Source organism: Nocardia caishijiensis NBRC 108228 (genome assembly GCF_001612825.1).
In the GTDB taxonomy this organism is placed as follows: domain Bacteria; phylum Actinomycetota; class Actinomycetes; order Mycobacteriales; family Mycobacteriaceae; genus Nocardia; species Nocardia caishijiensis.
The window spans coordinates 83,708-105,587 of record NZ_BDBE01000033.1; the positions used below are offsets into that span (position 1 = coordinate 83,708).

Sequence of the window (21,880 nt, forward strand, 5' to 3'; positions counted from 1 at the left end):
GATCAGCTCGGCGCGTTCGGATTCCCCGAGTACATACTCACCTCGCCACCTTCCCCGATGAAGGCGTTGACCAGCATGATCCGTTGCGCCCGCAACTCCTCGGCGTCGGGGGCGCTGGTGGTGATGGCGATCTGCGGGATGGCCGCCCAGTTCACCACGTAGCGCTGCGGCGGTCCCTCGTCGTCGGACAGGCGGGCGAGCCGGAACACCGACACCGCACGACGTTCCATGAGGTCGCGGACGACGTCGGCGATTCGCTGGGGATCTTCCAGCGCGAAGAGGAAGCCGAAAGTCAGCTCGGGCGAGGACACATAGGCCGGCACATCTACCGAGGCTAGTGCATACGCGGGCATCGGCGTGGGCGAGATTGCCGTGAATGTGCCGCGTCGGTTTCCCGGTCACCGGCAGGTGACCCGCCCGTCATCGGCACATAACAATTTCTGCCTGCCGCGAGTTTTGTACACCATACTATTGCGCGTCGATCCTGGATCGCGCTTTCCTGGAAGGGTCCCGATTTCCCGGGCCGTCATCCTCACCGCAGCGTCGCGGAATTCGTCGGCGCCTGGGCGGGTCTACGCCGGTGCCGGGGCGCGTCCCGGCGATTCCCCGGCCCGGCGTATCCACCTCGCAAGCTTTTCAGGGGCGTGCACCATGCCGATCGACTCCGGCCACCTGACACAACCACCGTCGCCGTCGGCCTTGTTACGGGCGTTCGTCCGGCCGATCGATCGCAACCGCCCCCATCACCGGGTGCTCGACGCGGCCGCCGCCCTCGCCGAATGCCACGCCCGCCGGTACGCGGTGATCGAGGAGGCCCGCGATCCGGCGGTGTCGAGCGCGCGGATCCTGTGCCTGATCGACGAGATCGACCGTGAACGCAGCACCCAGATGACGCTCATCGACACCTGGGTGGCCACCAACCTGGCCCATCGCGCGGGCGCCTCGCTGCACACCGAGACGCTCGGCGCGGTGATCGACCGGATGGCACGAAAATGGATCGCCGCCCAGCATGCGCTGGACGGCGATCCGGAGGGTCGTACTCATCTGCACTGGTCCCGGCTGGCCGAACTGGCCGACGGTTACCGCGATCTCATCACCGATGTGATCGAGCACCGCCGCCGGTTGCCGGTGTGGTGATCAGTGCTGGTCGGGAACCGGCTTCGGCGTGACGACCTCGGTCTCGACGACCTCGGTCCCGGCCTCGGCGACGGGACGCTCGGCCACGCGCACCTCGTCGGCGTCGTAGTCCGAGTCCGCCGCGTCACGGCGCGCCGCGGCGGCCGCTTCCTTCATCTCGATCACGTCGGTGATGAACTCACCGATCTCCCGAGCCACTCCCGCGACGGTTCCGGTGATGAGCGCGGCGATATTGCCCACCCGCTGCGCACCGGAGGTCGTCATTTCCTGGACGAGATCCTTGTTGGTTTCGAATTTGCCGACCATCACACGCCCACTTCGGTTGCCTTCCGATTACGCATAACGATAACACCGGGCTTGGGCGCCCTCTTGATGATGTTGTCGGGCAACGCGAGCTGGAAGATCTTGACCCACACCGAACCGATCTGCTTGGAGAAACGGCCGGTGTTGTAGGGCAGACCGTACTTCTCGCACAGCGCCTTCACCTCGGGCGCCATTTCCGGGTACCGGTTGGCCGGGATATCCGGGAACAAGTGGTGCTCGATCTGGTGCGAGAGGTTGCCCGACATGATGTGGAACAGTCGCGAGCCCTTGATGTTGGCCGAGCCGAGCATCTGGCGCACGTACCACTCACCGCGGGTCTCCTCGGCGGTCTCCTCCTTGGTGAACGTCTGCACGCCCGCCGGGAAGTGACCGCAGAAGATGATGGAGAAGGTCCACAGGTTGCGCACCAGGTTCGCGGCCGCGTTGCCCGCCAGGGTGTGCAGGAACAGCGGGCCGGTCAGAGCCGGGAACACCACGTAGTCCTTGAGGACCTGCCTGCCCGCCTTCCTGGCCTGCCCCTTGAGCAGCGGCTTGAGGTCGGACCACTTGCGCTTGCCCTTGATGATGTTGTCGGCTTCGAGGTCGTGCACCATCACGCCCCACTCGAACAGCACCATCAGCAGGAAGGCATAGACGGGGTTGCCCAGGTAGTAGGGGTTCCACTTCTGACCCTCATCGATACGCAGGATGCCGTAACCGATGTCGCGGTCCATGTCGTGGATGTTGGTGTAGGTGTGGTGCATGTAGTTGTGCGAGTGCTTCCACTGATCGGCCGGGCACACGGTGTCCCAGTCGAATTCGCGGGAGTTCACGCCGCGCTCACGCATCCAGTCGTACTGACCGTGCATGACGTTGTGGCCGATCTCCATGTTGTCGAGGATCTTCGACGCACCGAGCGCGGCGACACCGGCCAGCCAGAACGGCGGCAGGAAGCCGAGGTACATCAGTCCTCGGCCCGCCACCTCGAGCCCACGCTGGGTCTTGATGATCTTGTAGATGTAGTCGCGGTCGCGTTCGCCGAGGTCGGCGACGACGCGGGCACGCAGGTCGTCGAGCGCCTTGCCGAGCTCTTCGACCTGGTCGGGGGTCAGGATGACCGGGCCGTCTGCGGTTTCGGTGAGGATCGTCATAGCAGTATCTCCCCTGGGTTGTTTCGCGGTGATCGGTTGACTAGAGGGCGATGTCGACGTCGCCGACGGCGGTGTTCACGCAGATCTGGATCTGCTTGTCGGGGTCGGCGTCGAGTTCGCCGGTGCGCAGGTTGCGGGTGCAGCCGGACACCTTGGTCGCGGTGCAGGAGAAGCAGATCCCCATGCGGCAGCCGTATTCCGGGGTGAGCCCGGCCGATTCGGCCTGTTCGAGCAGCGAGGAACCGTTGTTCTCGGCGGCGACGTCGCTGCCGGAGAAGGTGACGGTGCCGGTGGCCTCGGCCGGGTCGACCGGAACGGTGGTGAGGGTGAACTCCTCGCTGTGCACCCGATCGGCCAGACCCTCGGCCTCGAAGATGGTTCGCACGGCCCGCATCAGCGGCGGCGGACCACACACGAAGGTCTGCGAGTCGGCGAACCAGGGCGCCACCCGCTCGAGCTCGTCGTAGTCGAAGAAGCCGCTGCCGGGGGACGTCTCACCGTCGATCACGGTGCCCGGCTCCACCGGGTAGCGGTATTCCACCCGGAAGTTGGGGCGCCGGTTGGCGATCGCGGCCAGCTCCGCGCGGTGCGGAACCATCTCCGGCTGACGCGCGTAGTGCAGGAAGGTGACCTCACCGGTGTACGCCTCGGCATCGAGGGTGCGCAGCATCGACAGCACCGGGGTGATGCCGCTGCCACCACTGATGAGCAGCACCTTCGCGGGTCGCTGGGCGGGGAGCGCGAACACACCGCCCGCGGGCTCCAGGTTGACGATCATGCCCGGTTCGGCGTGATCGTGTAGGTAGTTCGAAACCAGCCCACCCGGATGCGCCTTGACGGTGAGCTGCAGGAAACGGTCGCTGCCGCCCTCCGGGTCGATGGGTGAGTAGCAGCGCACGTGGCGAACGCCGTCGATCAGTACACCGATCTGGATGTACTGCCCGGCCTTGTGGCCACGCCAGCGCCGCGAGGTACGCAGGGTCAGCGTCACCGAGCCGGGCACCGTGCGCGAGACATGGGTGACCTCGGCACGCAGCTCCCGCGCGGTCAGCGCCGGGCTGACGAGCTCGAGGTACCGGTCCAGCGGATGCGGCGTCGTCAACGTCTGCACCAGGTCGATCAGTCCCACCATGTGTCTTGCCCCTCTGCGGATGTTCCGTGGACGTGCTGGCGAAAATTTCAGTGCACGCCTGTACACTCACCAGTGTGCCGGATCGACCCGGTCCACTGTCAACCGGCAACGATGTGAGCCGGACTACATTTCCAAGGAAGCGACTATGGTGAACGGATGTATGCTCACCGATGTGACTGAGCAGGCAGGAACCCGGAATGAGCGCAAAGCGCACACTCGGGCGGCTCTCCTCGACGGCACGCTGGCCCTGGCGTCGGAGCGCGGATTCGCCGCACTGAGCCTGCGCGAGGTCGCGCGCTCGGCGGGGATCGTGCCGACGGCGTTCTACCGCCATTTCGCGTCGCTGGACGATCTCGGCGCCACCCTCGTCGACGAGGGCGTCACCGCGCTACGGCTGGCATTGCGCGAGGTCAGGCGCAAGCCCGACGCCCACCTCGCCGACACCGTGCGCTTCGTGTTCGAACAGGTCGCCGCCAAGCGCGCCCTGTTCGGATTCCTGCTGCGCGAGCGCCACGGCGGCTCGTCGCCGCTGCGTCAGGCCATCGCGATGGAGATGCAGCTGATCGTGCGCGAGATCGTCGCCGACCTGTCGCGGTTGCGCGCGCTCGACTCGTGGAGCACGACAGAGCTCGAGATCGCCGCCGACCTGCTGGTCAGCACCGTCACCGACGGTATCGCGGCCTTCGTCTCGGCGACGCCGAGGGAAGAGGCCGCGGTGGTGGAGCGCACGGTGATGCAGATGCGGTTGATCGCCCTCGGCATCGCCGCCTGGACCCCGCGCTGATCCGCGTCGTCCGGGGTTTCGGGCTCACGGGCCCGCCCGAGCGTTCGCCGCGGCGGATGCGCGTCGGCGCCCGTCGAGGGCATGGTGTTCGCGGACGTTCATACCCGGTGAGTTACCCATGTTCGCCCGGTTTCCGAGGCTGATCCCCTTCGGAGTACAGGTGTTCACAGGACGGCGCGGGCAAAATCGGTGACGCTACACAGGTTTGGCGTCCCGCACGCCGCTCGGCGCACGCACCGGCAGGAGCACGAGTAGTCCGACGACGAGGACGACCAGCAGGCCGACGATACCGGCACGGTCGTTGTGGAAAGCCCAGGCGAACAGGCCGAACAGGGCAGGTGCGAGGAACGAGACGGCACGGCCGGTGGTGGTGTACAGGCCGAACAGCTGACCTTCGCGCCCAGGCGGCGCCAACCGGGCGAGGAACGATCGGGCCGAGGCCTGCGCGGGACCGACGAAGACAGTGAGCGCGAGACCGAAGATCCAGAACATCAGCGGCCCGGTGACCACCAGCAGCACCGCCCCGCACCCGATCATCCCGATCAGCGAACCGACGATCACCCGCTTGGGGCCGAGCCGGTCGTCGAAACGCCCCGCCGCGATCGCCGCCGCCCCAGCAACCACGTTCGCGGCCACGCCGAACAGCAGTACGTCGGCGTCGGCGAAGCCGTACACCCCGACCGCCAGCACGGCCCCGAAAGTGAACACCCCGGCCAATCCGTCGCGGAAGATGGCGCTGGCCAGCAGGAACCACACGGTGTGCCGATCGGTGGCCCACAGCTCGCGCACATCACGCCACAGCACCCGGTAGGAGCCGAGGAAGCCGACCCGGTCGGCGCCGGGATCGGCGCCGGTGCGCGGCAGTTCGGGCACCGTGAACAGCACCGGCAGCGCGAACACGGTGAACCAGACGGCGGCGAGCACGATCACCAGGCGCACATTGAGGCCCTGATCGGTCGGCATGTCGAGCAGGCCGCGCCGGTCGCCGTCACCGGCGAGGAAGCCGACATAGCAGGCGAGCAGCAGCACGATGCCGCCGAAATAGCCCATCGCCCAACCGAATCCGGATACCCGACCGACCGTCGCCGGTGTCGACACCTGGCGCATCATCGCGTTGTACGGCACCGTGGCCAGTTCGAAGGTGGCCGAGGCGAACCCGAGCAGCGCCAGACCCAGCCACAGGTCGTTGTGGTCGTCGTGGACGAAGAACATCAGTGCCATCGCCCCGACGGTGAGCGCGGTGAGGGTGGCCAGCGCGCGTTTGCGCGACCCGACGGCGTCGAAGTACTGCCCGCACACCGGTGCCGTCAACGCGACAACCAGGCCCGCACCGGCCAGCGCCCAGCCGAGCCAGGCGCTCGCGGAGATCGTGCCGGGCAGGTCGTCGCCGACCTTGTCGGTGAGATACACCGAGAACACGAAGGTGAGCGTCACGGCCTGGAACGCCGAGGACCCCCAATCCCACAGTCCCCACGCCGTCACCTGTCCGCGTCCGGCCGCCTCACCGATGGTCGCGGACGCGCTCACCTCGGTCATGCACCGAGGGTAACGGCGGGTTCGGCGCCCGGCAGGGCATCGACGATCCGCCACGCCGTCAATGGATATGAACCTGGTTGCATAGGACCGCTGGTTGCGCATATCCTCGTCGCATGGCACTCGAGCACGCGCTCCTGGTCTCGCTGAGCGAGCGAGCAGGCTCCGGCTATGAACTGGCCCGCCGATTCGACAAGTCGATCGGCTACTTCTGGAGTGCCACCCACCAGCAGATCTACCGCGTGCTCAAGCGGATGGAGGAAGCGGGCTGGGTCACCGTTGAATCGGTCGCCCAGCAGGGCAAACCCGACAAGAAGGTGTACGCGGTCGCGCCCGCCGGAGCCGACGAACTGGCCCGCTGGATCGCCGAGCCCGTCGAGTCGACACCCACCCGCGACGAACTCGGCGTCAAGGTGCGTGGCGCCGCGCACGGCGATATCGACGCCGTCCGCGCCGAGGTGGCCCGTCATCGCGCCGAACACGCGCGACGCCTCGAGGAGTACCAGCTCAGCGAGAAGAAATTCTTTCCGGTGCCGGACCAGCTCTCCGGCACCGCTCTGCACCAGTACCTGGTGCTGCGCGCGGGCATCCGCGCGGAGACCGGTTACGTCGAATGGTGCGACGAAGTACTGCAGGCCCTGCGACCGCGAAAAGGTGACCATCGCCCATGACTGCCTATCCCCATCTGTTCGAGCCCCTCGACCTCGGCCACACCACCCTGCGCAACCGGGTGGTCATGGGCTCCATGCACACCGGTCTGGAAGACCGCGCCTGGGACACCAACAAGCTCGCCGCCTACTTCGCCGAGCGCGCCCGCGGCGGTGTCGGGCTCATCATCACCGGCGGCTACGCACCCAACCGCACCGGCTGGCTCCTCCCGTTCGGTGGCAAGCTCACCACCAGGACCGAGGCCTACCGGCACCGGCGCATCACCAAGGCGGTGCACGACGAAGGCGGCAAGATCGCCATCCAGATCCTGCACGCGGGCCGCTACTCCTATATGCCGACCAGCGTTTCGGCCTCGGCGATCAAGTCGGCGATCAACCCGTTCAAGCCGCGCGCGCTGTCGGCCAAAGGCATCGAACGCACCATCGACGACTACGCCCGGTGCGCCGGGCTGGCCAAGTTCGCCGGATACGACGGCTGCGAGATCATGGGCGGTGAGGGCTACTTCATCAACCAGTTCCTCGCGCCCCGCGTGAACAAGCGCACCGACAAGTGGGGCGGCACCCCGGAGAACCGGCGGCGACTGCCGGTGGAGATCGCCCGCCGCATCCGCGCCGAGGTGGGCCCCGATTTCATCATCGTGTTCCGGTTGTCGATGGCCGAGCTCGTGGAGAAGGGTCAGACCTTCGACGAGATCGTCGCGCTCGCACAGGAATTGGAGGCCGTCGGCGTCGACATCCTCAACACCGACATCGGCTGGCACGAGGCTCGGGTGCCGACCATCGTCACCTCGGTGCCGCGTGCGGCGTTCGTGGAGTTCACCGCCAAGATCGCCCGCAAGGTGACCATCCCGGTGTGCGCGTCGAACCGGATCAACATGCCCGAGATCGCCGAGGAGATCCTCACCCGGGGCGACGCGGCCCTGATCTCGCTGGCGCGTCCCCTGCTCGCCGACCCCGACTGGGCGAACAAGGCGCGCGGCGACCGCGCCGACGAGATCAACACCTGCATCGCCTGCAACCAGGCCTGCCTCGACCACGCCTTCGGCAACAAGAAGGTGTCGTGCCTGGTGAACCCGCGCGCGGGCAGCGAGACCACCCTCAACCTGCTGCCCACCCGCCGCGCCAAGCGCATCGCCGTGGTCGGCGCGGGCCCCGCCGGACTCTCGGCAGCGGTGAACCTGGCCGAGCGCGGCCACCACGTCGACCTGTTCGAGGCCGACGACAAGATCGGTGGCCAGTTCGACATCGCCCGCCGCATCCCCGGCAAGGAGGAGTTCGACGAGTCGATCCGCTACTTCCGCCGCAAGATCGAGCTCACCGGTGTACGACTGCACCTCGAAAAGCGTGTCAGCGCGACCGAACTGATCGACGGCGGCTACGACTCGGTCGTGCTGGCCACCGGTGTGCGCCCCCGTATCCCCAACATCCCCGGCATCGACCACCCGATGGTCCTGTCGTACGCGGAGCTGGTGAAGCAGGAGAAGCCGGTCGGCAAGAAGGTCGCGGTGATCGGCGCGGGCGGCATCGGTTACGACGTGAGCGAATACCTCACCGTCGACGGGCATCCCACGCTCAAGCTCGACGAGTGGAAGGAGGAGTGGGGCGTCGACTCCGACAACGAGCAGGTACCCGGCCAGCTCAAGCAGCCCAACCCCTCCCCCGCCGCCCGCGATGTCGTGCTGCTGCAACGCAAGTCGACACCGTTCGGTAAGGATCTCGGCAAGACGTCCGGGTGGGTCCACCGTGCTGCGCTCAAGGCCAAGGGTGTCGAGCAGATCGGTGGGGTGAACTACGAGCGCATCGACGACGCGGGCCTGCACATCAGCTTCGGCGAGAAGCGTGAGAAGCCGCGAGTGATCGAGGTGGACAACGTGATCGTTTGTGCCGGGCAGGAATCGGTGCGTGAACTCGAAGAACCCCTCCGCGCCGCAGGCATCGACCTCCACCTCATCGGCGGCGCCGAACTGGCCGCCGAACTCGACGCCAAACGAGCCATCGACCAGGGCACCCGCCTGGCCGCCCGCCTCTAGACCCGGTCGTCCGACGCGACGGACGGCCGTTCGCAGCGCCCCCATCCACCGAACTCGCATCCGGTGGGTGGGGTGTTGTTTTCGATACAGGTTCGGTGTAAGGCACCCTGAAGTCTCGAGCGAGGTTCCTTTACGATCGAAATCATACTTACGCGGGTCGGCCGGGACGACCTAACGAAACCAACTCCGGTTGCGCTGCTCGTCGAGGGGAAATGTCAGCACGAAGACGCCATCAAAAAGTCACTGCGGGAGGCTGGCGATGCTGCGACTTCCGCTGGCGAGGCGATAGTCAAGGTTTTTGCCGATGTTCCTATCCCTCTCGGCGCAGACCTCGAGATGATTCTTTACACATACCAGGTCAACCCTGATCAACAGAAGATGACGAAATGGCCCAACGAGCGATGGACCTGTACAACAACGAACTCGGCCGAAGGATTGCCACGGAGAATCCTGGACTCGGTCCTGTGGGATTGCAGAACAAGATCATTGATGCGTGGAACAATGGTGATGGAGCCGTGATCGATCAGAACGGCAACCTCGCCAGGCCCCGCGGGACCACCCTCGGCTACGAACCACCTACCGCGTTGATCGATCAGCAGCAATCACTGCCCGGCTCATTGATTCCGGACAACAAGCCGTCTCCCAAATGACCTAACCCCGACGTGGGTCGACACCTCAAAGGAGCTTCGGTGCGTACTCGGAAACGGATGAGCAGCCTGCTGTTGGCGTTCGTAGCCACGGTAGCCTTCACCTCGGTCGCCGGATGCAGTTCCTCATCGAACGGTGAACAAATCACCGTACAGGACGGGAGTCCTGCCTTGACTGCGGCTTTCGCGCATCTCTTGGAAGAAAAGGGAACCGCCCGATTGGGCGATATCATCACATCATCCGGCGCTCAAATCGGTCCATGGGACCGGATGTACAGCTTCAACTCCCCCAATACCAGCGACGAACTCAATCGAGCACTGGGAACGGACGGAGCGAAATGGACCGGGCTGCACACCCACTCCGAATCTACAACACAGGTGTTCGTGCACGATGGCAAAGTTGTCTTTGCCTACGACGACAGAGACCGAGGCCCCATCGTCAAGAGACTCACCTATGCCACTCCAGACTCCATCGTGAGCCCAAAATCAGCTGTAACCAAAGGTATTGGTGGCGAGCACACAATCTGGTATTTGGAGATACAGGGATCCTCGTGATCGAGGGATCCGCGCAGAACTGACCCCACTGACGCGCAGGTAGGATGGTGTGCTGGAAATGCGACGGTCGCCGACTCAAATGCATTGACAGCTGGAATACGCAATTCGCAACCACAGCTCTCAGCACACGCATAGTTCGTGGAGCAGTGTTCTGAGGTCGTGGCCTTCGGGCGTTTCGTACCAGCGTAGGTGACCCAGAAGCCAGTCGTGGTAGGCGATTTCGGCGTTGCGGGGTTCCTGGGGGATCGTGAGGAAGTAGTCGATCTCGGAGAGTTCGTAGCCGAGGTGTGCCAGGGGGAGCAGATCCGGTAGCAGTCGGCTTTCCGCGTGGTTCAGCGGACGGATGGATTGGTAGCCCTCGAACAGGGCCGTGATCTGGTCCGTGCGAACGTTGGCGGGGCCGCGGTCCCGGAGGGAGATCCAGTCCACGGCGGTACGTTCCACGGTGGTGGCGAGGTCGAAGACGGCGGTGGTGCGGTCGGACAGACCGAAATCGATCACCGAGGTCACCTCGTGGTCGCGCCAGAGGAGATTGGTGGGGTGCCAATCACCATGCGTCCACAAGGGTTCGACGGTGGTGGGATCGGCGCGGAGATCGGGGACTTCCGTGCGCCAATCGCGGTCGGCGAGGAAGGCCGCGAGAGCGGGCCGACGCGCGGTATGCCATTCGAAGGCGCTGACGACGTCGTTGTGCATGCTGGCGAGCAACGGGCGGGCGGGACGGGCGGGGGCATCGAAACACTCTGCCGCCGAATGCAATCGGGCCAGCATCGTGCCTGCTCCGGCGGCGTCCTCGACGTCGCGGAACGGTGTCCAGGAAAAGTCCGCGCGATACCGATCGTCCCCTTCTCCCGCCTGATGCACCTCATAGACGAACGCATGACGATGATCGGCGTGGCCGTCACCCGCGCTGACGGGCACGACGTCGAACCGGTGCTGCCCGAGCCGGTCGCAGGAGGCAGCCGACTGCGACGCGGACCCGGTGACGGTGCGCACCTCCGGCACCGGAATCCCGCGTGCGCGTAGATGTGCCATGAACCGGTGCTCCTCCGCCAGGGCAACCGGGTCACGCAGCGCACTCGGCAACCGTTTGACGACGAATCGCTCACTGCCGGTGCGCACCCCGACCGTCGCGGAAAGCGGTCGCGCACTGCGCCATTCGATCGTCGTCCCATCCAGGCCCCACGTGGCCGCGACGGCAGAGGAGGCTTCGGCTTCGGTGAGCGCGGGCCATGTCGGTGCGGCAAGCGGCTCGTCGCCCATCCCGAAAACGCGCTCCTCATCCATCGCTCGGGCTCCGTCCGGCCGCCCGGCGCCTCGGGGAGAGCCGACGGGTTCGACATCGCGGGATGGCCGCCGGGTAGCCGACAGCGTCACCGACGCGCCGGAACGGCCGTGGCCTGAGCACCCCGCCGCGCCGCCGAGTCACCGTCGCCGACCGACGACCACGACGACACCGGTCGCGGCGCCTGCCGCGAGGAAGGAGAAGAGCGATGCCGAGGTCCACCAGGTCGGGTGCACGCCGAGCGCGTCCTGGATCCCGATCCACTGGTCGGCCCACCACGACACCGAGCCGGGATTGCACAGCTGGTACACCACGAAGCCGATCGCCCAGGGCAGCAGCATGATCGGGCGGGCGGGCGAGTTGTCGGACAGGTCCCAGCCGGTTCGGCCGCGCCCGAAGAAGTAGTCGACCACGAGCACGGCGGTGAGGGGAACGAACACCGAGCCGATGAGCAGCAGGAAGTTCGCGTAAGAACTGAAATCGCGCACATTCAGGGCGAAGACGGTGGCGAGCACGCCGACGACGGCGGCCAGGATGCGGCGATCCACCCTCGGCAGCAGGTTCTGCAGCGACATGGCCGTGGAGTACACGTTGGCGAAGGACTGGTCGGTCTCGCGCAGCACGAGCACCGCGAAGAACACCCAGCCCGCGGTGATCCCGAGGAACGAGTCGAACAGTTGGTTCGGGTCGCCACCCACGTGCAGCAGGGCGACGATACCCAGCAGGTAGCACCAGATCTGGGCCACCGAATACCCGATCACGGTGGCACCGCCCGCCACCTTCACCGACCGCGAATGCCGGGTGTAATCGGCGGCCAACGGCACGAACGACACCGCGACGGCGAGTGCGGTGTCCACGGCGGGGAAGAACCCGGACCAGGAGGTCTGCCCCAAGTCGGGCAGTGGCTGACGCAGCATCTGCACGGTGAAATACAGCATGGCGATGCCGACGGCCACGGTCACGTACCGCCGCAGGATGCCGACCACGTGCATCGGCCAGATCGCCATCACCGTACTCAGCGCCCCGGCCGCGATCACCGCCACCGCGTGCGGCACCCGGTCGCTGGTGAGCGCCGCGATGCCCGCCGCGATAACCGTCAGTTCGTAGACACCCCAGCCGACGCACTGCACCACGTTGGCGACCGTCGGCAGCCCGGACAGTCTGGTGCCGAACAGCCCACGGAAATTGGCCATCGCGGGCGCACCGGTTCCGGCACCGACCGCACCGGCGGCGGCCACCATCGACGTGCCGACGATCGTGCCGACCACGGTCGCCAGCACCGCCCCGAGCAGCGGCAACCGGTCGTACCCTGGCGGCTGCAGCACGTAGACGGCCCCGGTGAACCCGATCAGGCTCACCCCGAGATTGGTCCAGAAGGCGGCCTGGTCGGCGAAACCGAATGTGCGCGGCGGCTCGGTGGTGAGCAGCAGCGGCGCCTCCTGGGCGCGGGGCGAGGAGTCAGTTGTCATGGCAACTGCCATGCTATGGCCGGGCGGGCGATCCCCTAAGCTTCGCCGTGTGAGCCTGCCCTCCCCCACTGCTGACAATCGTGCCGTCGTCACCGGCGCGTCCTCCGGTATCGGTACCGCCCTTGCCGCCGAACTGGCGGGGCGCGGCTATTCGCTGATCCTCGTCGCCCGGCGCGGCGAGATCCTGACCGAACTGGCGCAGCGGTTGACGCTGGCGCACGGCATCACCGCCGAGGTCCGCGCCGTCGACCTCGCCGACCGCACCCAGCGTGCGAGTCTGGTCGACGAGTTGTCGGTGCGCGATATCGCGATTCTGTGCAACAACGCGGGCATCGCCACCTTCGGCCCCGTCGCCGAACTCGACTTCGCCTACGAACGCGCCCAGATGGAGCTCAACGCCACCGCCGTCCACGATCTCACGCTGGCCGTGCTGCCCGGCATGATCGAGCGCAAGGCGGGCGGCATCCTCATCAGCGGTTCGGCGGCGGGCAACATGCCCATCCCGAACAACGCCACCTACGCGGCGTCGAAGGCGTTCGCCAACACCTTCTCCGAGTCGCTGCGCGGTGAACTCAAGGACAGCGGGGTCAACGTCACCCTGCTCGCGCCCGGCCCGGTTCGTACGGAAACGCCTGCGCCGGAAGAGGAGTCGATCGTCGACAAGATGGTCCCCGACTTCCTGTGGGTGTCGAGCGAATACACCGCCAAGGTGTCGATCGACGCGCTGGCCCGCAACAAGATGCGCATCGTCCCCGGCCTCATCAGCAAGGGCATGAGCGTGGCGGGCAACTACGGTCCGCGCGCGATGACCGCGCCGATCGCGGGTGCCTTCTACAAGAAGCTCGGCGGCTGACCCGTCACTCGACGGGCAGCAGGGCCGTCGCGGCGGCCGAGGTGATGGCCGCCGCGACGGCGTTCAGGGCGGGCGAATCCAGCTTCCACTGCTGCCAGTACAGCGGCACATCGATGCGCGCGCGACCGTTGATGTTCACCAGGGTGCCGTCGGCTCGGTCGGTTTCGGTCTGCGGATCGGGCAGCATGCCCCAGCCCATGCCGAGCCGAACCGCCTCGCGGAACGCGGTCGAGGACGGCACGAAATGCGTCGGCGGATCGGCCGGTCGCCCGTTGGCGTCGCGCAGGTGGCGGGCTTGCAGATCGTCGTTGCGGTCGAACTGGATCATCGGCACCCGGGCGTAGGAGCCGGGGCGCGCGCCGTCGGGGAACCAGTACTGCGCGAAGTCCGGCCTGGCGAGCGCTTGATAGCGCATCGCGCCGAGCGGTCGCACGCGGCAGCCCTGCACCGGAGTGGCGGTCGCGGTGATCGCCGCCATCACCGTGCCGTCGCGCAGCAGTCGGGTGGTGTGTTCCTCGTCCTCGCGGTGCAGTTCGACGCAGGCGATGCTCGCGATCCGCGAGACGGCGGGCATCACCCAGGTTTCGAGCGAGTCGGCGTTCACCGCGATCGGGATGCGCGCGGGCCGTCCGGTCGGCCGGTCCGGCTCGCCCAGTTCGCGCGCGGTGTCGGCGGCGAGCACGTGCATCTGCCTGGCCAGCCGCAGCACGGCGAGCCCCGATTCGGTGGCCCGCACCGGTTTGGACCGCTGCACGAGAATCCGGCCCGCCGTCTCCTCCAGTGCCTTGATGCGCTGGCTGACGGCCGACGGCGTGAGGTTCAACCGCCGGGCGGCCGCGTCGAAGGTGCCTTCGGTGAGCACGGCGTCGAGCGCGCGCAACTGGTCGAGCTGGAAGTCCACATCAGAGATTCTAATGGTTCTGCAGAATTATCAGCTGGACTGAAGACGACGTGGTTCCTAGCGTCAGGAGCATGACATCATCGTCGGCCGCACTGGCCGCACTCTCGGGATTGGGTTTCGGGCTCTCGCTCATCGTCGCGATCGGCGCGCAGAACGCGTTCGTCCTGCGACAGGGCGTGCGCGGCCGACACATCCTCCCGGTGGTCGCGGTGTGCGCACTCTCGGATGTGGTGCTGATCGCGGCCGGGGTGGCCGGGTTCGGCACGGTCGTCGAGTCGTTTCCGGTAGTGGTGACCATCGCACGGTGGGCCGGGGCGGCCTTCCTGGTCTGCTACGCCCTGTTCGCCGCCCGGCGGGCGTTCGGGTCGTCGGCACTGCAGGCCGACCTCTCGGGCGCCTCGGCGGCACTGGGCGCCTCGGTGCTCACCTGTCTCGCGCTCACCTGGCTCAACCCGCACGTCTACCTGGACACGCTCGTCCTGTTCGGCTCCTTCGCCAGCACCTGGGCGCCTTCGGAGCGCTGGTTCCTCGCGGCCGGGGCCATGCTGGCCAGCGTGCTGTGGTTCTTCGGCCTCGGTTACGGCGCGAGCCGACTCGGCCCGCTGTTCGCGAAACCCCTGGCCTGGCGCATCCTCGACTCGCTGATCGCGGTGGTGATGCTCACACTCGCCATCGGTCTCGTCCTCGGCTGACTCAGGACCGCGCCGACCACGGCGTCACCGGCGGCTTCACCCACAACAGCTTCTCGTCGGCATGCGGACGGCGGGCGGCCGCGTGATCGGGGTTGCGGACGGCCCAGGCGTCCTTCTGGTCGAGCAGGTCCGCGACCACCCGCCAGGTCTCGCCGGTGCTCGGCGGATTGGTCTCGGCGGCACGGGCGAGCTTGCGCAGCGTCGGCGCGGGCAGGGCGAGCAATTCGGCGCTGCTGATGTCGCGCGCCCAGAGGTAGGCCGCCAAGCGGCGGGCCTTGGCGACGCGGCTGGCTGTCGCCGCGTCGGAATGCGCGTGATCGGGTGCCTGATCGGCGCTGTCTGGCACAAGAGGCATTCTACGGCGAACGCCCGCGCCCCGGTCTTCCCCAAACCGGTGCGCGGGCGTTGCCGTGTTCTCCAGTGCGTATCAGTACGCGCTGTTGACGTTGTCCATCGAGCCGTAGCGGTCGGCGGCGTAGTTGCAGGCCGCGACGATGTTGGCGACGGGGTGCCACACGTCGAAGGGGGTGCCCTCCACGTGGTAGGCGGCGAAGGTCGGGTCGATCACCTGGAGCAGGCCCTTGGAGGGGATGCCCGCGGCGGCGTTGGAGTCCCACAGGTTGATGGCCTGGGGGTTACCGGTCGACTCACGCATGATGTTGCGCATGATGCCCTCGTAGCTGCCGGGGATGCCCTTGGCGGCCATGATGTCGAGGGCCTCACGGATCCAACCGTCGAGGTTGTTCGGGTACACCGGCGCCGCCGGGGCGGGCGCGGGCATAGGGGCGGGGGCAGGCTCGGGAGCCGCGGCCGGGGCGGGCAGCACCTCGGGAGCCGGGGCCGGAATCGCCTCGACGGCGGGGGCGGCACCGACGGCCGGGATGGCCTCGGCCTGCTCGACGACCATGGCGGCACGCTGCGGAACACTGTCGTCGGCGAAGGACACCGCCGAGGACGCGGCAACGGCCACCAGGCCGACCGCGGCGACCGCCACGGTGAACGCCTCGCGGCGGTGGCCGATCATGGAGCTGAGCTTGTCTTTGACGATCATGTGCTTCTCTGTTCCTTCATCTCTGTCTGGCGACCGCAGGCCCCGGTGGAGGCGCGGTGGACCGCGCAGCGCGCGCAGCGGCGCACGCCGGTCAGGCGATGTGTTGTTTCTGTCGGTATGGGAATGTGCGACGCTGTGGTGACGGAGACGCTCGATGGCTGTCCCGTTCGTCGCACGGTGCTCCACAGCTGGCTGCGGGGAGACCACGCGCTGTTCGGTATCCGGGTTCCCGGTGGCTAACCAAACCGCAGGTCTGTTTGTGACCTGATGACAGAATGGTCACGGATGGTTAACGCGAGGTGAACGAAATCTGAACGGCAGGTGCTGCCGATCTTGGTCGCTTCCCCGGGCGGTTGCAGAATCGTTATGTATGCAGGGGGTTTAGAACCTCGTCGGCCGTGGTATGGGTCACAGAAAAAATTTGCCCAAATCAGGTTTCCTGGCTGTTCGCGGCGGAGAAACGGGCGCGCGAGGCCTCGTAGGTAACGATCGGTAACAGGCTGGCAGACCGCAAAAAGACCGCATCCCGGCAGTGATAACTGCCGGGATGCGGTCTACTGTGCGCCATCAGGGACTCGAACCCCGAACCCGCTGATTAAGAGTCAGCTGCTCTGCCAATTGAGCTAATGGCGCTTGTCCTTGCCCCGCTCTGCGGTGCGGAAGAAACATTAACAGGCCCGAGGGTCAAAAGTGAAATCGGCCCCTGACCAGCACCGATGCCGGACGATTCGCAGTGTTAACGGATCGGGCCCCGGTACGTATCTAACGATTGCCCACAAGGGTCGTGTCGCGCCGCTTTCGACGTTGGTGGCGACCGTGTGGGCTGGCAGAATGGCGGGGCGTCGGTATGGAAACGGGGTTGGACATGGGTAAGAAGCGGGGGAAACCTCGGTCACTGCGGATGATCGTTCCGGTGGCGCTGTTGGCGGTGTTCGCCCTCGGCGCCTCCGCGTGCTCGTCGGCCGAGGGCGCCGGGGTCGAGGTGGCGATCGACCGCAACCCGATCACCGAACTCATCAAGCCGAAGCTGGTCTCCGAGATCAAGGACGGTCAGGTCGGCGTCTCGCCGGGGATGCCGCTGAAGTTCGAGGTGCAGGACGGCAAGTTCACCGAGGTGAAGCTGACCAACCAGCAGGGCACCCCGGTGTCGGGTCAGCTGGCGCCGGACGGACGGTCGTGGGCGACCACCGAGGTGCTCGGTTACGGCAAGACCTACCAGCTCTCGGCCGCCGCGATCGGCCTCGGCGGAGCGAACTCCTCCACCCTGAGCTTCACCACGAGCGCACCGAACAACCAGACCAAGCCGTACCTGATGCCCGGCGAGGGCGAGGTGGTCGGTATCGGTCAGCCGGTGGCGATCCAGTTCGACGAGAACATCCCGGACCGCCGCGCCGCGCAGGACGCCATCAAGATCACCACCGATCCGCCGGTCGAAGGCGCGTTCTACTGGGTGAACAACCGCGAGGTCCGGTGGCGCCCAGAGCATTTCTGGAAGCCGGGTACCCGGGTGAACGTGGAGGTGAATGTCTACGGCAAGGACCTGGGCAAGGGTCTGTACGGCCAGGACAACATCACCTCGCACTTCACCATCGGTGACGCGGTGATCTTCACCGCCGACGACAACACCCACCAGGTGACCGTCGAGCGCAACGGCGAGGTGATCATGACCATGCCGACCTCGATGGGCAAGGATTCCACGCCGACCGACAACGGCATCTACATCGTCGCCGACAAGCACGAGAAGATCATCATGGATTCGTCCACCTACGGTGTGGCCGTGAACTCCGCCGACGGCTACCGCACGCCGGTGGACTACGCGACGCGGATCTCCTACAGCGGCATCTTCTTCCACTCGGCGCCGTGGTCGGTCGGTCAGCAGGGTTACTCGAATGCCAGCCACGGGTGCCTGAACCTGAGTCCCGCCAATGCCCGCTGGGTGTTCGAGAACGCCAAGCGCGGTGACATCACGATCATCAAGAACACGGTCGGCGGCACGCTGTCGGGTGTCGACGGCCTCGGTGACTGGAACGTGCCGTGGGCGGAGTGGAAGGCCGGCAACGCCGACGTCTCCTGACCTCACGAAGATGAAAGGCCGCCGGATACTTCCGGCGGCCTTTTTTCGTGCCTCTGGTCAGATCGGGGTGGGCAGATCGGCGCAGTCCATCATCGCCTCACCGGCCACGGCCATGGCGCTGCCGAGGGCGCCGCACAGGATGCGTCCGCCGAACAGGAGGCGGTCGAGGTTGGGCAGCCCGGCCGAGCCGGTACCGGAGGAGCCGGTGGTCTCGAGGCCGGTGGTCGATCCGCTCTGCGCCGATCCGGTCTCGGGCGGCCCCGGCAGTTCCATGCCGCCCGAGGGGGTGGCCGTGAAGTCGGTGAGGGGCAGGCCGGGGGACTGCGCCGCCGAGGTGCCTGCGACGGGGCCGAGCACGGTGGCGGCCGCGAGGGCCACGACGACGGTGGAACGCTTCATCAAGGGTCTTTCCGGTCGAACGAGGGTATGGCGACGCCCACATTTGGGCAGCCGTCCAGAGTGTAGCGGCTCAAACGTGACCTGCGTCATGAAGCGGAAGCCGACCCCCGGCACGAAGAAGGCCCCGATCCTGAGGATCAGGGCCTTCTCTTCGGGGTGACCGACGGGACTCGAACCCGCGACAGCCAGGATCACAACCTGGTGCTCTACCAACTGAACTACGGTCACCATCACCGGCTTGCACCGGCGCGGTAAATACTAGCTTGTACCGGCCCGGATGCCCTAATCCGCTGGTCGGGGGCCCGTTCCGGTGACGTCGACGGCCTCGGTGACGGCTGCCGCGATGTCCGCGATATCCGCCGACGACGGGCCGGGCGGCGCCACGAACGCGGTGCGCCGGTAGTACTCCAGCTCGCGGATGGACTCCTTGATGTCGGCCAGCGCGCGGTGCGCGAGCCCTTTCTCCGGCTGACCGAAGTAGATACGCGGGTACCAGCGGCGGCACAGTTCCTTGATCGAGCTCACGTCGACCATCCGGTAGTGCAGGTACGCGTCCAGCTCGGGCATGTCGCGCGCGATGAAACCCCGGTCGGTGGCGATGGAGTTGCCGCACAGCGGCACGGTGCGCGCGGCGGGCGCGTACTGGCGCACGTAGTCGAGCACCTGCTGCTGGGCCTGCTCGAGGGTGACCGTCGAGCGCCGGACCTCCTCGGTGAGGCCGGATTTCGCGTGCATGTCGGCGACGACGGGTGGCATGCAGGCCAGGGCGGCGTCGTCGGCGTGGATGACGATGTCGACACCGTCACCGAGAATGTTCAGGTCGCTGTCGGTCACGAGCGCGGCGATCTCGATCAGCTTGTCGCTGTCGAGACGGAGCCCCGTCATCTCGCAATCCATCCAGACCAGTAGCTTGTCGCTCACCCGAGCCACCCTAATGGGGTATCGGCGCGCCCCGCCGACAGGTGTGTCGCGCGGGCGCGGCGAAGGTGTTTGCCGACGACACCCGCCGAAGGCCACCACAGGGGTGACCGGCACGGATACAGTTTGCCTGAGATTGTCCGTTCATGTTCTTGCGATCGAGACGGAGGACGCGATGACCACCCCTCAGGAGAAGGCGGCAGCGGCTCGCCTGGCAGCCGAAGAGGCGGCGCGTGTGGCCGCCGAGGCAGCCGCCGCGGCGGAGGCCGCCGAGCGGGAGGCGGCGCAATCGGCTTCGGCGGCAACGTCACCCGAGGGCTCGGCCGGGTCGGGGGCCGCCGCACAGATCGCGGCCGGCTACACCTTCGAGGGTCAGGCTCTGGAGCTGGGCACCGTTGTCGTCGACGGAACCACCGATCCCGCTGCGCGCGTGCGTATTCCGTTGCGGATGATGAATCGGCACGGGCTCGTCGCGGGAGCGACCGGCACGGGCAAGACGAAAACCCTGCAGGGCATCGCCGAACAGCTCTCGCGGGCGGGCGTTCCCGTGGTGCTGGCCGATGTGAAGGGCGACCTGTCGGGGCTGCGCGATCCCGGCGCCGACAACGACAAGATCCGCGCTCGCGCCGCCGAGACCGGCGCGAGCGACTGGGCACCGAGCGGTTTCCCCACCGACTTCGTCTCGCTCGGCACCGAGGGCATCGGCGTGCCGATCCGCGCCACGATCACCTCCTTCGGCCCGATCCTGCTCAGCAAGGTCCTCGGCCTCAACGACACCCAGGAATCGACCCTCGGGCTGATCTTCCACTGGGCCGATCAGCGGGGCCTCGCGCTGCTCGATCTGAAGGATCTGCGCGCGGTCATCACCCACTTGACCAGCCCTGAGGGCAAGGAAGACCTCAAGGGCATCGGCGGGGTGTCCAGCCAGACCGCCGGGGTGATCCTGCGTTCGCTGGTGAACCTCGAGGCCGACGGCGGCGACACGTTCTTCGGCGAGCCCGAACTCGATCCCGCCGACCTGGCCCGGGTCGTCGACGGCCAGGGCGTCATCACGCTGGTCGAACTGGGTCAGCAGGCGGCGCGGCCCGCGCTGTTCTCCACGTTCCTGATGTGGGTGCTCGCCGAGCTGTTCCAGACGCTGCCCGAAGTGGGTGACGTCGACAAACCCGAGCTCGTCTTCGTCTTCGACGAGGCCCATCTGCTCTTCGCCGACGCCTCCAAGGCATTTCTCCAGCAGATCGAGCAGACCGTGAAGCTGATCCGCTCCAAGGGCGTCGGTGTGTTCTTCTGCACCCAACTGCCCACCGACATCCCGAACGCGGTGCTGTCGCAGCTCGGCGCCCGCGTCCAGCACGCGCTGCGCGCCTTCACCCCCGACGATCAGAAGGCGTTGGCGAAAACGGTTCGCACGTATCCGAAGTCGGAGGTCTACGACCTCGAGGAGGCGCTCACCAGCCTCGGTACCGGTGAGGCGATCGTCACAGTGTTGTCGGAGCGGGGTGCCCCGACCCCGGTCGCCTGGACCAGGATCGTGCCGCCGCGGTCGCTGATGGACACCATCGGTGACGACGCCATCCGCTCCGCCGCCCGGTCGAGCTCGTTGCAGGGCAAGTACGGGCAGAGCATCGACCGCGAATCGGCCTACGAGATGCTGCTGGCCAGCGTGGCTGCCGCACCCACACCGGAAACAGCCCCGCCGCCCGCCGGACCGGACGCGGATTCGGCGGCCGAACGGATCATGAAGAACCCGGCCGTGAAGAGCTTCCTGCGCTCGGCGGCCAGTGCGGCGGGGCGCGAGATCAGCCGCAGCCTGTTCGGCACCCGGCGACGCCGGTAGTCAGCGCTGCTCGACCGCCGAGGCGACCTTGTCCGCGAGTGACCGCAATGCCGCGGCTTCCTGGCGGGTCATGTTGTCCACGAACAGCTTTCGCACCAGCTCGACGTGTTCGGGCGCGGCGGCGCGCAACACCTCGCGCCCGTGGTCGGCCAGCGTGACGACGATGCCACGCGCGTCGTCGGCGGCCGGGGCGCGCTCGATCAGCCCCCGCGCCGCCATCCGCGCGAGCTGCTTGGACAGCCGCGACTTGTCCCAGCACACCTCGGCGGCCAGGTCCCTGGCCCGCAGACAGCCCTGCGGCGCGGCCGACAGCGGAACCATCAGCTCGTAGTCGGCCATCGACAGCCCGTGCTCGGCCAGCCCGGCCGACAGCGCCGCGTCCAGGCGCTGTCGCATCCGGATGAAGGCCTGCCAGGTCTGCTGTTCCTGTTCGGACAACCATCGGGTCACGGGAATGATCC

23 protein-coding genes and 2 tRNA genes are annotated in these 21,880 nt (G+C 67.0%); 10 read left to right on the forward strand and 15 right to left on the reverse strand.

Features of this window, described 5'->3' with window-relative positions; genetic code table 11:
* Positions 1–2: 2 nt before the first annotated feature.
* Positions 3–323: a hypothetical protein gene (locus NC7_RS17590; protein WP_067984446.1), complete on the reverse strand. Its 321-nt coding sequence runs from the start codon at positions 321–323 to the stop codon at positions 3–5.
* Positions 324–651: 328 nt separating this feature from the next.
* Between NC7_RS17590 and NC7_RS17595 the strand changes: the two genes are divergently transcribed.
* Positions 652–1,137, forward strand: a complete 486-nt coding sequence (locus tag NC7_RS17595; RefSeq protein WP_084458563.1) for a DUF4254 domain-containing protein — start codon at positions 652–654, stop codon at positions 1,135–1,137.
* Here NC7_RS17595 and NC7_RS17600 read toward each other — a convergent pair whose 3' ends face one another.
* The 3 genes from NC7_RS17600 to NC7_RS17610 are packed head-to-tail and all read right to left on the reverse strand — an operon-like array spanning position 1,138 to position 3,723.
* Entirely contained in the window at positions 1,138–1,443 is a 306-nt protein-coding gene (locus NC7_RS17600) for a hypothetical protein (RefSeq protein ID WP_067984449.1), read from the reverse strand.
* Positions 1,443–2,591, reverse strand: a complete 1,149-nt coding sequence (locus tag NC7_RS17605) for a fatty acid desaturase family protein (RefSeq protein ID WP_067984451.1) — start codon at positions 2,589–2,591, stop codon at positions 1,443–1,445. Before NC7_RS17605 ends, NC7_RS17600 begins: the two co-directional genes overlap by 1 nt.
* A gap of 40 nt (positions 2,592–2,631) precedes the next feature.
* Entirely contained in the window at positions 2,632–3,723 is a 1,092-nt protein-coding gene (locus tag NC7_RS17610) for a ferredoxin reductase (protein ID WP_084458564.1), read from the reverse strand.
* Positions 3,724–3,868: 145 nt separating this feature from the next.
* On the opposite strand from NC7_RS17610, the gene NC7_RS17615 reads away from it, so the two are divergent.
* Entirely contained in the window at positions 3,869–4,507 is a 639-nt protein-coding gene (locus tag NC7_RS17615) for a TetR family transcriptional regulator (RefSeq protein ID WP_067984455.1), read from the forward strand.
* A 195-nt stretch (positions 4,508–4,702) separates the two neighbouring features.
* Here NC7_RS17615 and NC7_RS17620 read toward each other — a convergent pair whose 3' ends face one another.
* On the reverse strand, positions 4,703–6,043 hold the full coding sequence (locus NC7_RS17620) for an MFS transporter (protein ID WP_067984457.1): 1,341 nt from the start codon (positions 6,041–6,043) through the stop codon (positions 4,703–4,705).
* A gap of 113 nt (positions 6,044–6,156) precedes the next feature.
* Between NC7_RS17620 and NC7_RS17625 the strand changes: the two genes are divergently transcribed.
* From NC7_RS17625 to NC7_RS29190, 4 genes are all read left to right on the forward strand, one after another.
* A complete protein-coding gene (locus tag NC7_RS17625; protein WP_067984459.1) occupies positions 6,157–6,711 on the forward strand; it encodes a PadR family transcriptional regulator in 555 nt (184 codons plus the stop codon).
* Entirely contained in the window at positions 6,708–8,738 is a 2,031-nt protein-coding gene (locus NC7_RS17630; RefSeq protein ID WP_067984461.1) for an NADPH-dependent 2,4-dienoyl-CoA reductase, read from the forward strand. The genes NC7_RS17625 and NC7_RS17630 overlap by 4 nt, the downstream gene beginning before the upstream one ends.
* Before the next feature lie 401 nt (positions 8,739–9,139).
* Positions 9,140–9,388: a hypothetical protein gene (locus NC7_RS17635; RefSeq protein ID WP_067984463.1), complete on the forward strand. Its 249-nt coding sequence runs from the start codon at positions 9,140–9,142 to the stop codon at positions 9,386–9,388.
* Positions 9,389–9,445: 57 nt separating this feature from the next.
* On the forward strand, positions 9,446–9,940 hold the full coding sequence (locus tag NC7_RS29190; RefSeq protein ID WP_157102055.1) for a hypothetical protein: 495 nt from the start codon (positions 9,446–9,448) through the stop codon (positions 9,938–9,940).
* Between the two features lie 120 nt (positions 9,941–10,060).
* Here NC7_RS29190 and NC7_RS17640 read toward each other — a convergent pair whose 3' ends face one another.
* Both NC7_RS17640 and NC7_RS17645 read right to left on the reverse strand, forming a co-directional pair.
* On the reverse strand, positions 10,061–11,227 hold the full coding sequence (locus NC7_RS17640) for a phosphotransferase enzyme family protein (RefSeq protein ID WP_201449908.1): 1,167 nt from the start codon (positions 11,225–11,227) through the stop codon (positions 10,061–10,063).
* 138 nt (positions 11,228–11,365) lie between these two features.
* Positions 11,366–12,694, reverse strand: coding sequence for a purine-cytosine permease family protein (locus NC7_RS17645; RefSeq protein WP_067984467.1), 1,329 nt, complete (start codon positions 12,692–12,694; stop codon positions 11,366–11,368).
* Positions 12,695–12,743: 49 nt separating this feature from the next.
* On the opposite strand from NC7_RS17645, the gene cmrA reads away from it, so the two are divergent.
* Positions 12,744–13,547: a mycolate reductase gene (gene cmrA / locus NC7_RS17650; RefSeq protein ID WP_067984469.1), complete on the forward strand. Its 804-nt coding sequence runs from the start codon at positions 12,744–12,746 to the stop codon at positions 13,545–13,547.
* Positions 13,548–13,551: 4 nt separating this feature from the next.
* Here cmrA and NC7_RS17655 read toward each other — a convergent pair whose 3' ends face one another.
* A complete protein-coding gene (locus NC7_RS17655) occupies positions 13,552–14,448 on the reverse strand; it encodes a LysR family transcriptional regulator ArgP (protein ID WP_067984471.1) in 897 nt (298 codons plus the stop codon).
* Positions 14,449–14,519: 71 nt separating this feature from the next.
* Here NC7_RS17655 and NC7_RS17660 point away from each other — a divergent pair, with 71 nt between their 5' ends.
* Positions 14,520–15,140, forward strand: a complete 621-nt coding sequence (locus NC7_RS17660; RefSeq protein WP_067984473.1) for a LysE/ArgO family amino acid transporter — start codon at positions 14,520–14,522, stop codon at positions 15,138–15,140.
* Position 15,141: 1 nt separating this feature from the next.
* Here the strand turns inward: NC7_RS17660 and NC7_RS17665 are convergent, their stop codons facing one another.
* The 3 genes from NC7_RS17665 to NC7_RS17675 all read right to left on the reverse strand — a co-directional run bounded on the left by NC7_RS17665 (position 15,142) and on the right by NC7_RS17675 (position 16,824).
* Positions 15,142–15,486 (reverse strand): hypothetical protein, encoded by a 345-nt coding sequence (locus tag NC7_RS17665; protein ID WP_236573559.1) that lies wholly within the window; start codon positions 15,484–15,486, stop codon positions 15,142–15,144.
* 81 nt (positions 15,487–15,567) lie between these two features.
* Entirely contained in the window at positions 15,568–16,191 is a 624-nt protein-coding gene (locus NC7_RS17670) for a transglycosylase SLT domain-containing protein (RefSeq protein WP_067984477.1), read from the reverse strand.
* Positions 16,192–16,751: 560 nt separating this feature from the next.
* Positions 16,752–16,824, reverse strand: a tRNA-Lys gene (locus NC7_RS17675).
* A 232-nt stretch (positions 16,825–17,056) separates the two neighbouring features.
* Between NC7_RS17675 and NC7_RS17680 the strand changes: the two genes are divergently transcribed.
* The gene (locus tag NC7_RS17680; RefSeq protein WP_067984478.1) at positions 17,057–18,265 is read left to right on the forward strand and encodes a L,D-transpeptidase; all 1,209 of its coding nucleotides are present in this window, start codon (positions 17,057–17,059) and stop codon (positions 18,263–18,265) included.
* Between the two features lie 57 nt (positions 18,266–18,322).
* Here NC7_RS17680 and NC7_RS17685 read toward each other — a convergent pair whose 3' ends face one another.
* The 3 genes from NC7_RS17685 to orn form a co-directional block, all read right to left on the reverse strand.
* Positions 18,323–18,664 carry a hypothetical protein gene (locus NC7_RS17685; RefSeq protein ID WP_067984480.1) on the reverse strand — a complete coding sequence of 114 codons (342 nt, stop codon included), beginning with the start codon at positions 18,662–18,664 and terminating at the stop codon, positions 18,323–18,325.
* A 155-nt stretch (positions 18,665–18,819) separates the two neighbouring features.
* Positions 18,820–18,892, reverse strand: a tRNA-His gene (locus NC7_RS17690).
* Between the two features lie 54 nt (positions 18,893–18,946).
* Positions 18,947–19,585 carry an oligoribonuclease gene (orn, locus tag NC7_RS17695; protein WP_067984483.1) on the reverse strand — a complete coding sequence of 213 codons (639 nt, stop codon included), beginning with the start codon at positions 19,583–19,585 and terminating at the stop codon, positions 18,947–18,949.
* A gap of 172 nt (positions 19,586–19,757) precedes the next feature.
* Here orn and NC7_RS17700 point away from each other — a divergent pair, with 172 nt between their 5' ends.
* Entirely contained in the window at positions 19,758–21,419 is a 1,662-nt protein-coding gene (locus NC7_RS17700; protein WP_067984485.1) for a helicase HerA-like domain-containing protein, read from the forward strand.
* On the opposite strand, the gene NC7_RS17705 is transcribed toward NC7_RS17700, so the two are convergent.
* Positions 21,420–21,869: a MarR family winged helix-turn-helix transcriptional regulator gene (locus NC7_RS17705; protein WP_067984487.1), complete on the reverse strand. Its 450-nt coding sequence runs from the start codon at positions 21,867–21,869 to the stop codon at positions 21,420–21,422.
* Between the last annotated feature and the right edge of the window lie 11 nt (positions 21,870–21,880).

Coding starts and splice junctions, on each gene's coding strand:
- NC7_RS17610 (WP_084458564.1), bottom strand. CDS start 3,723: ATGGTGGGACTGATCGACCTGGTGCAGACGTTGACGACGCCGCATCCG.
- NC7_RS17600 (WP_067984449.1), bottom strand. CDS start 1,443: ATGGTCGGCAAATTCGAAACCAACAAGGATCTCGTCCAGGAAATGACG.
- NC7_RS17625 (WP_067984459.1), top strand. CDS start 6,157: ATGGCACTCGAGCACGCGCTCCTGGTCTCGCTGAGCGAGCGAGCAGGC.
- NC7_RS17700 (WP_067984485.1), top strand. CDS start 19,758: ATGACCACCCCTCAGGAGAAGGCGGCAGCGGCTCGCCTGGCAGCCGAA.
- NC7_RS17670 (WP_067984477.1), bottom strand. CDS start 16,191: ATGATCGTCAAAGACAAGCTCAGCTCCATGATCGGCCACCGCCGCGAG.
- NC7_RS17640 (WP_201449908.1), bottom strand. CDS start 11,227: ATGGATGAGGAGCGCGTTTTCGGGATGGGCGACGAGCCGCTTGCCGCA.
- NC7_RS29190 (WP_157102055.1), top strand. CDS start 9,446: ATGAGCAGCCTGCTGTTGGCGTTCGTAGCCACGGTAGCCTTCACCTCG.
- NC7_RS17685 (WP_067984480.1), bottom strand. CDS start 18,664: ATGAAGCGTTCCACCGTCGTCGTGGCCCTCGCGGCCGCCACCGTGCTC.
- NC7_RS17630 (WP_067984461.1), top strand. CDS start 6,708: ATGACTGCCTATCCCCATCTGTTCGAGCCCCTCGACCTCGGCCACACC.
- NC7_RS17620 (WP_067984457.1), bottom strand. CDS start 6,043: ATGACCGAGGTGAGCGCGTCCGCGACCATCGGTGAGGCGGCCGGACGC.
- NC7_RS17595 (WP_084458563.1), top strand. CDS start 652: ATGCCGATCGACTCCGGCCACCTGACACAACCACCGTCGCCGTCGGCC.
- NC7_RS17660 (WP_067984473.1), top strand. CDS start 14,520: ATGACATCATCGTCGGCCGCACTGGCCGCACTCTCGGGATTGGGTTTC.
- NC7_RS17635 (WP_067984463.1), top strand. CDS start 9,140: ATGGACCTGTACAACAACGAACTCGGCCGAAGGATTGCCACGGAGAAT.
- NC7_RS17615 (WP_067984455.1), top strand. CDS start 3,869: ATGGTGAACGGATGTATGCTCACCGATGTGACTGAGCAGGCAGGAACC.
- NC7_RS17605 (WP_067984451.1), bottom strand. CDS start 2,591: ATGACGATCCTCACCGAAACCGCAGACGGCCCGGTCATCCTGACCCCC.
- NC7_RS17680 (WP_067984478.1), top strand. CDS start 17,057: ATGGGTAAGAAGCGGGGGAAACCTCGGTCACTGCGGATGATCGTTCCG.
- NC7_RS17645 (WP_067984467.1), bottom strand. CDS start 12,694: ATGACAACTGACTCCTCGCCCCGCGCCCAGGAGGCGCCGCTGCTGCTC.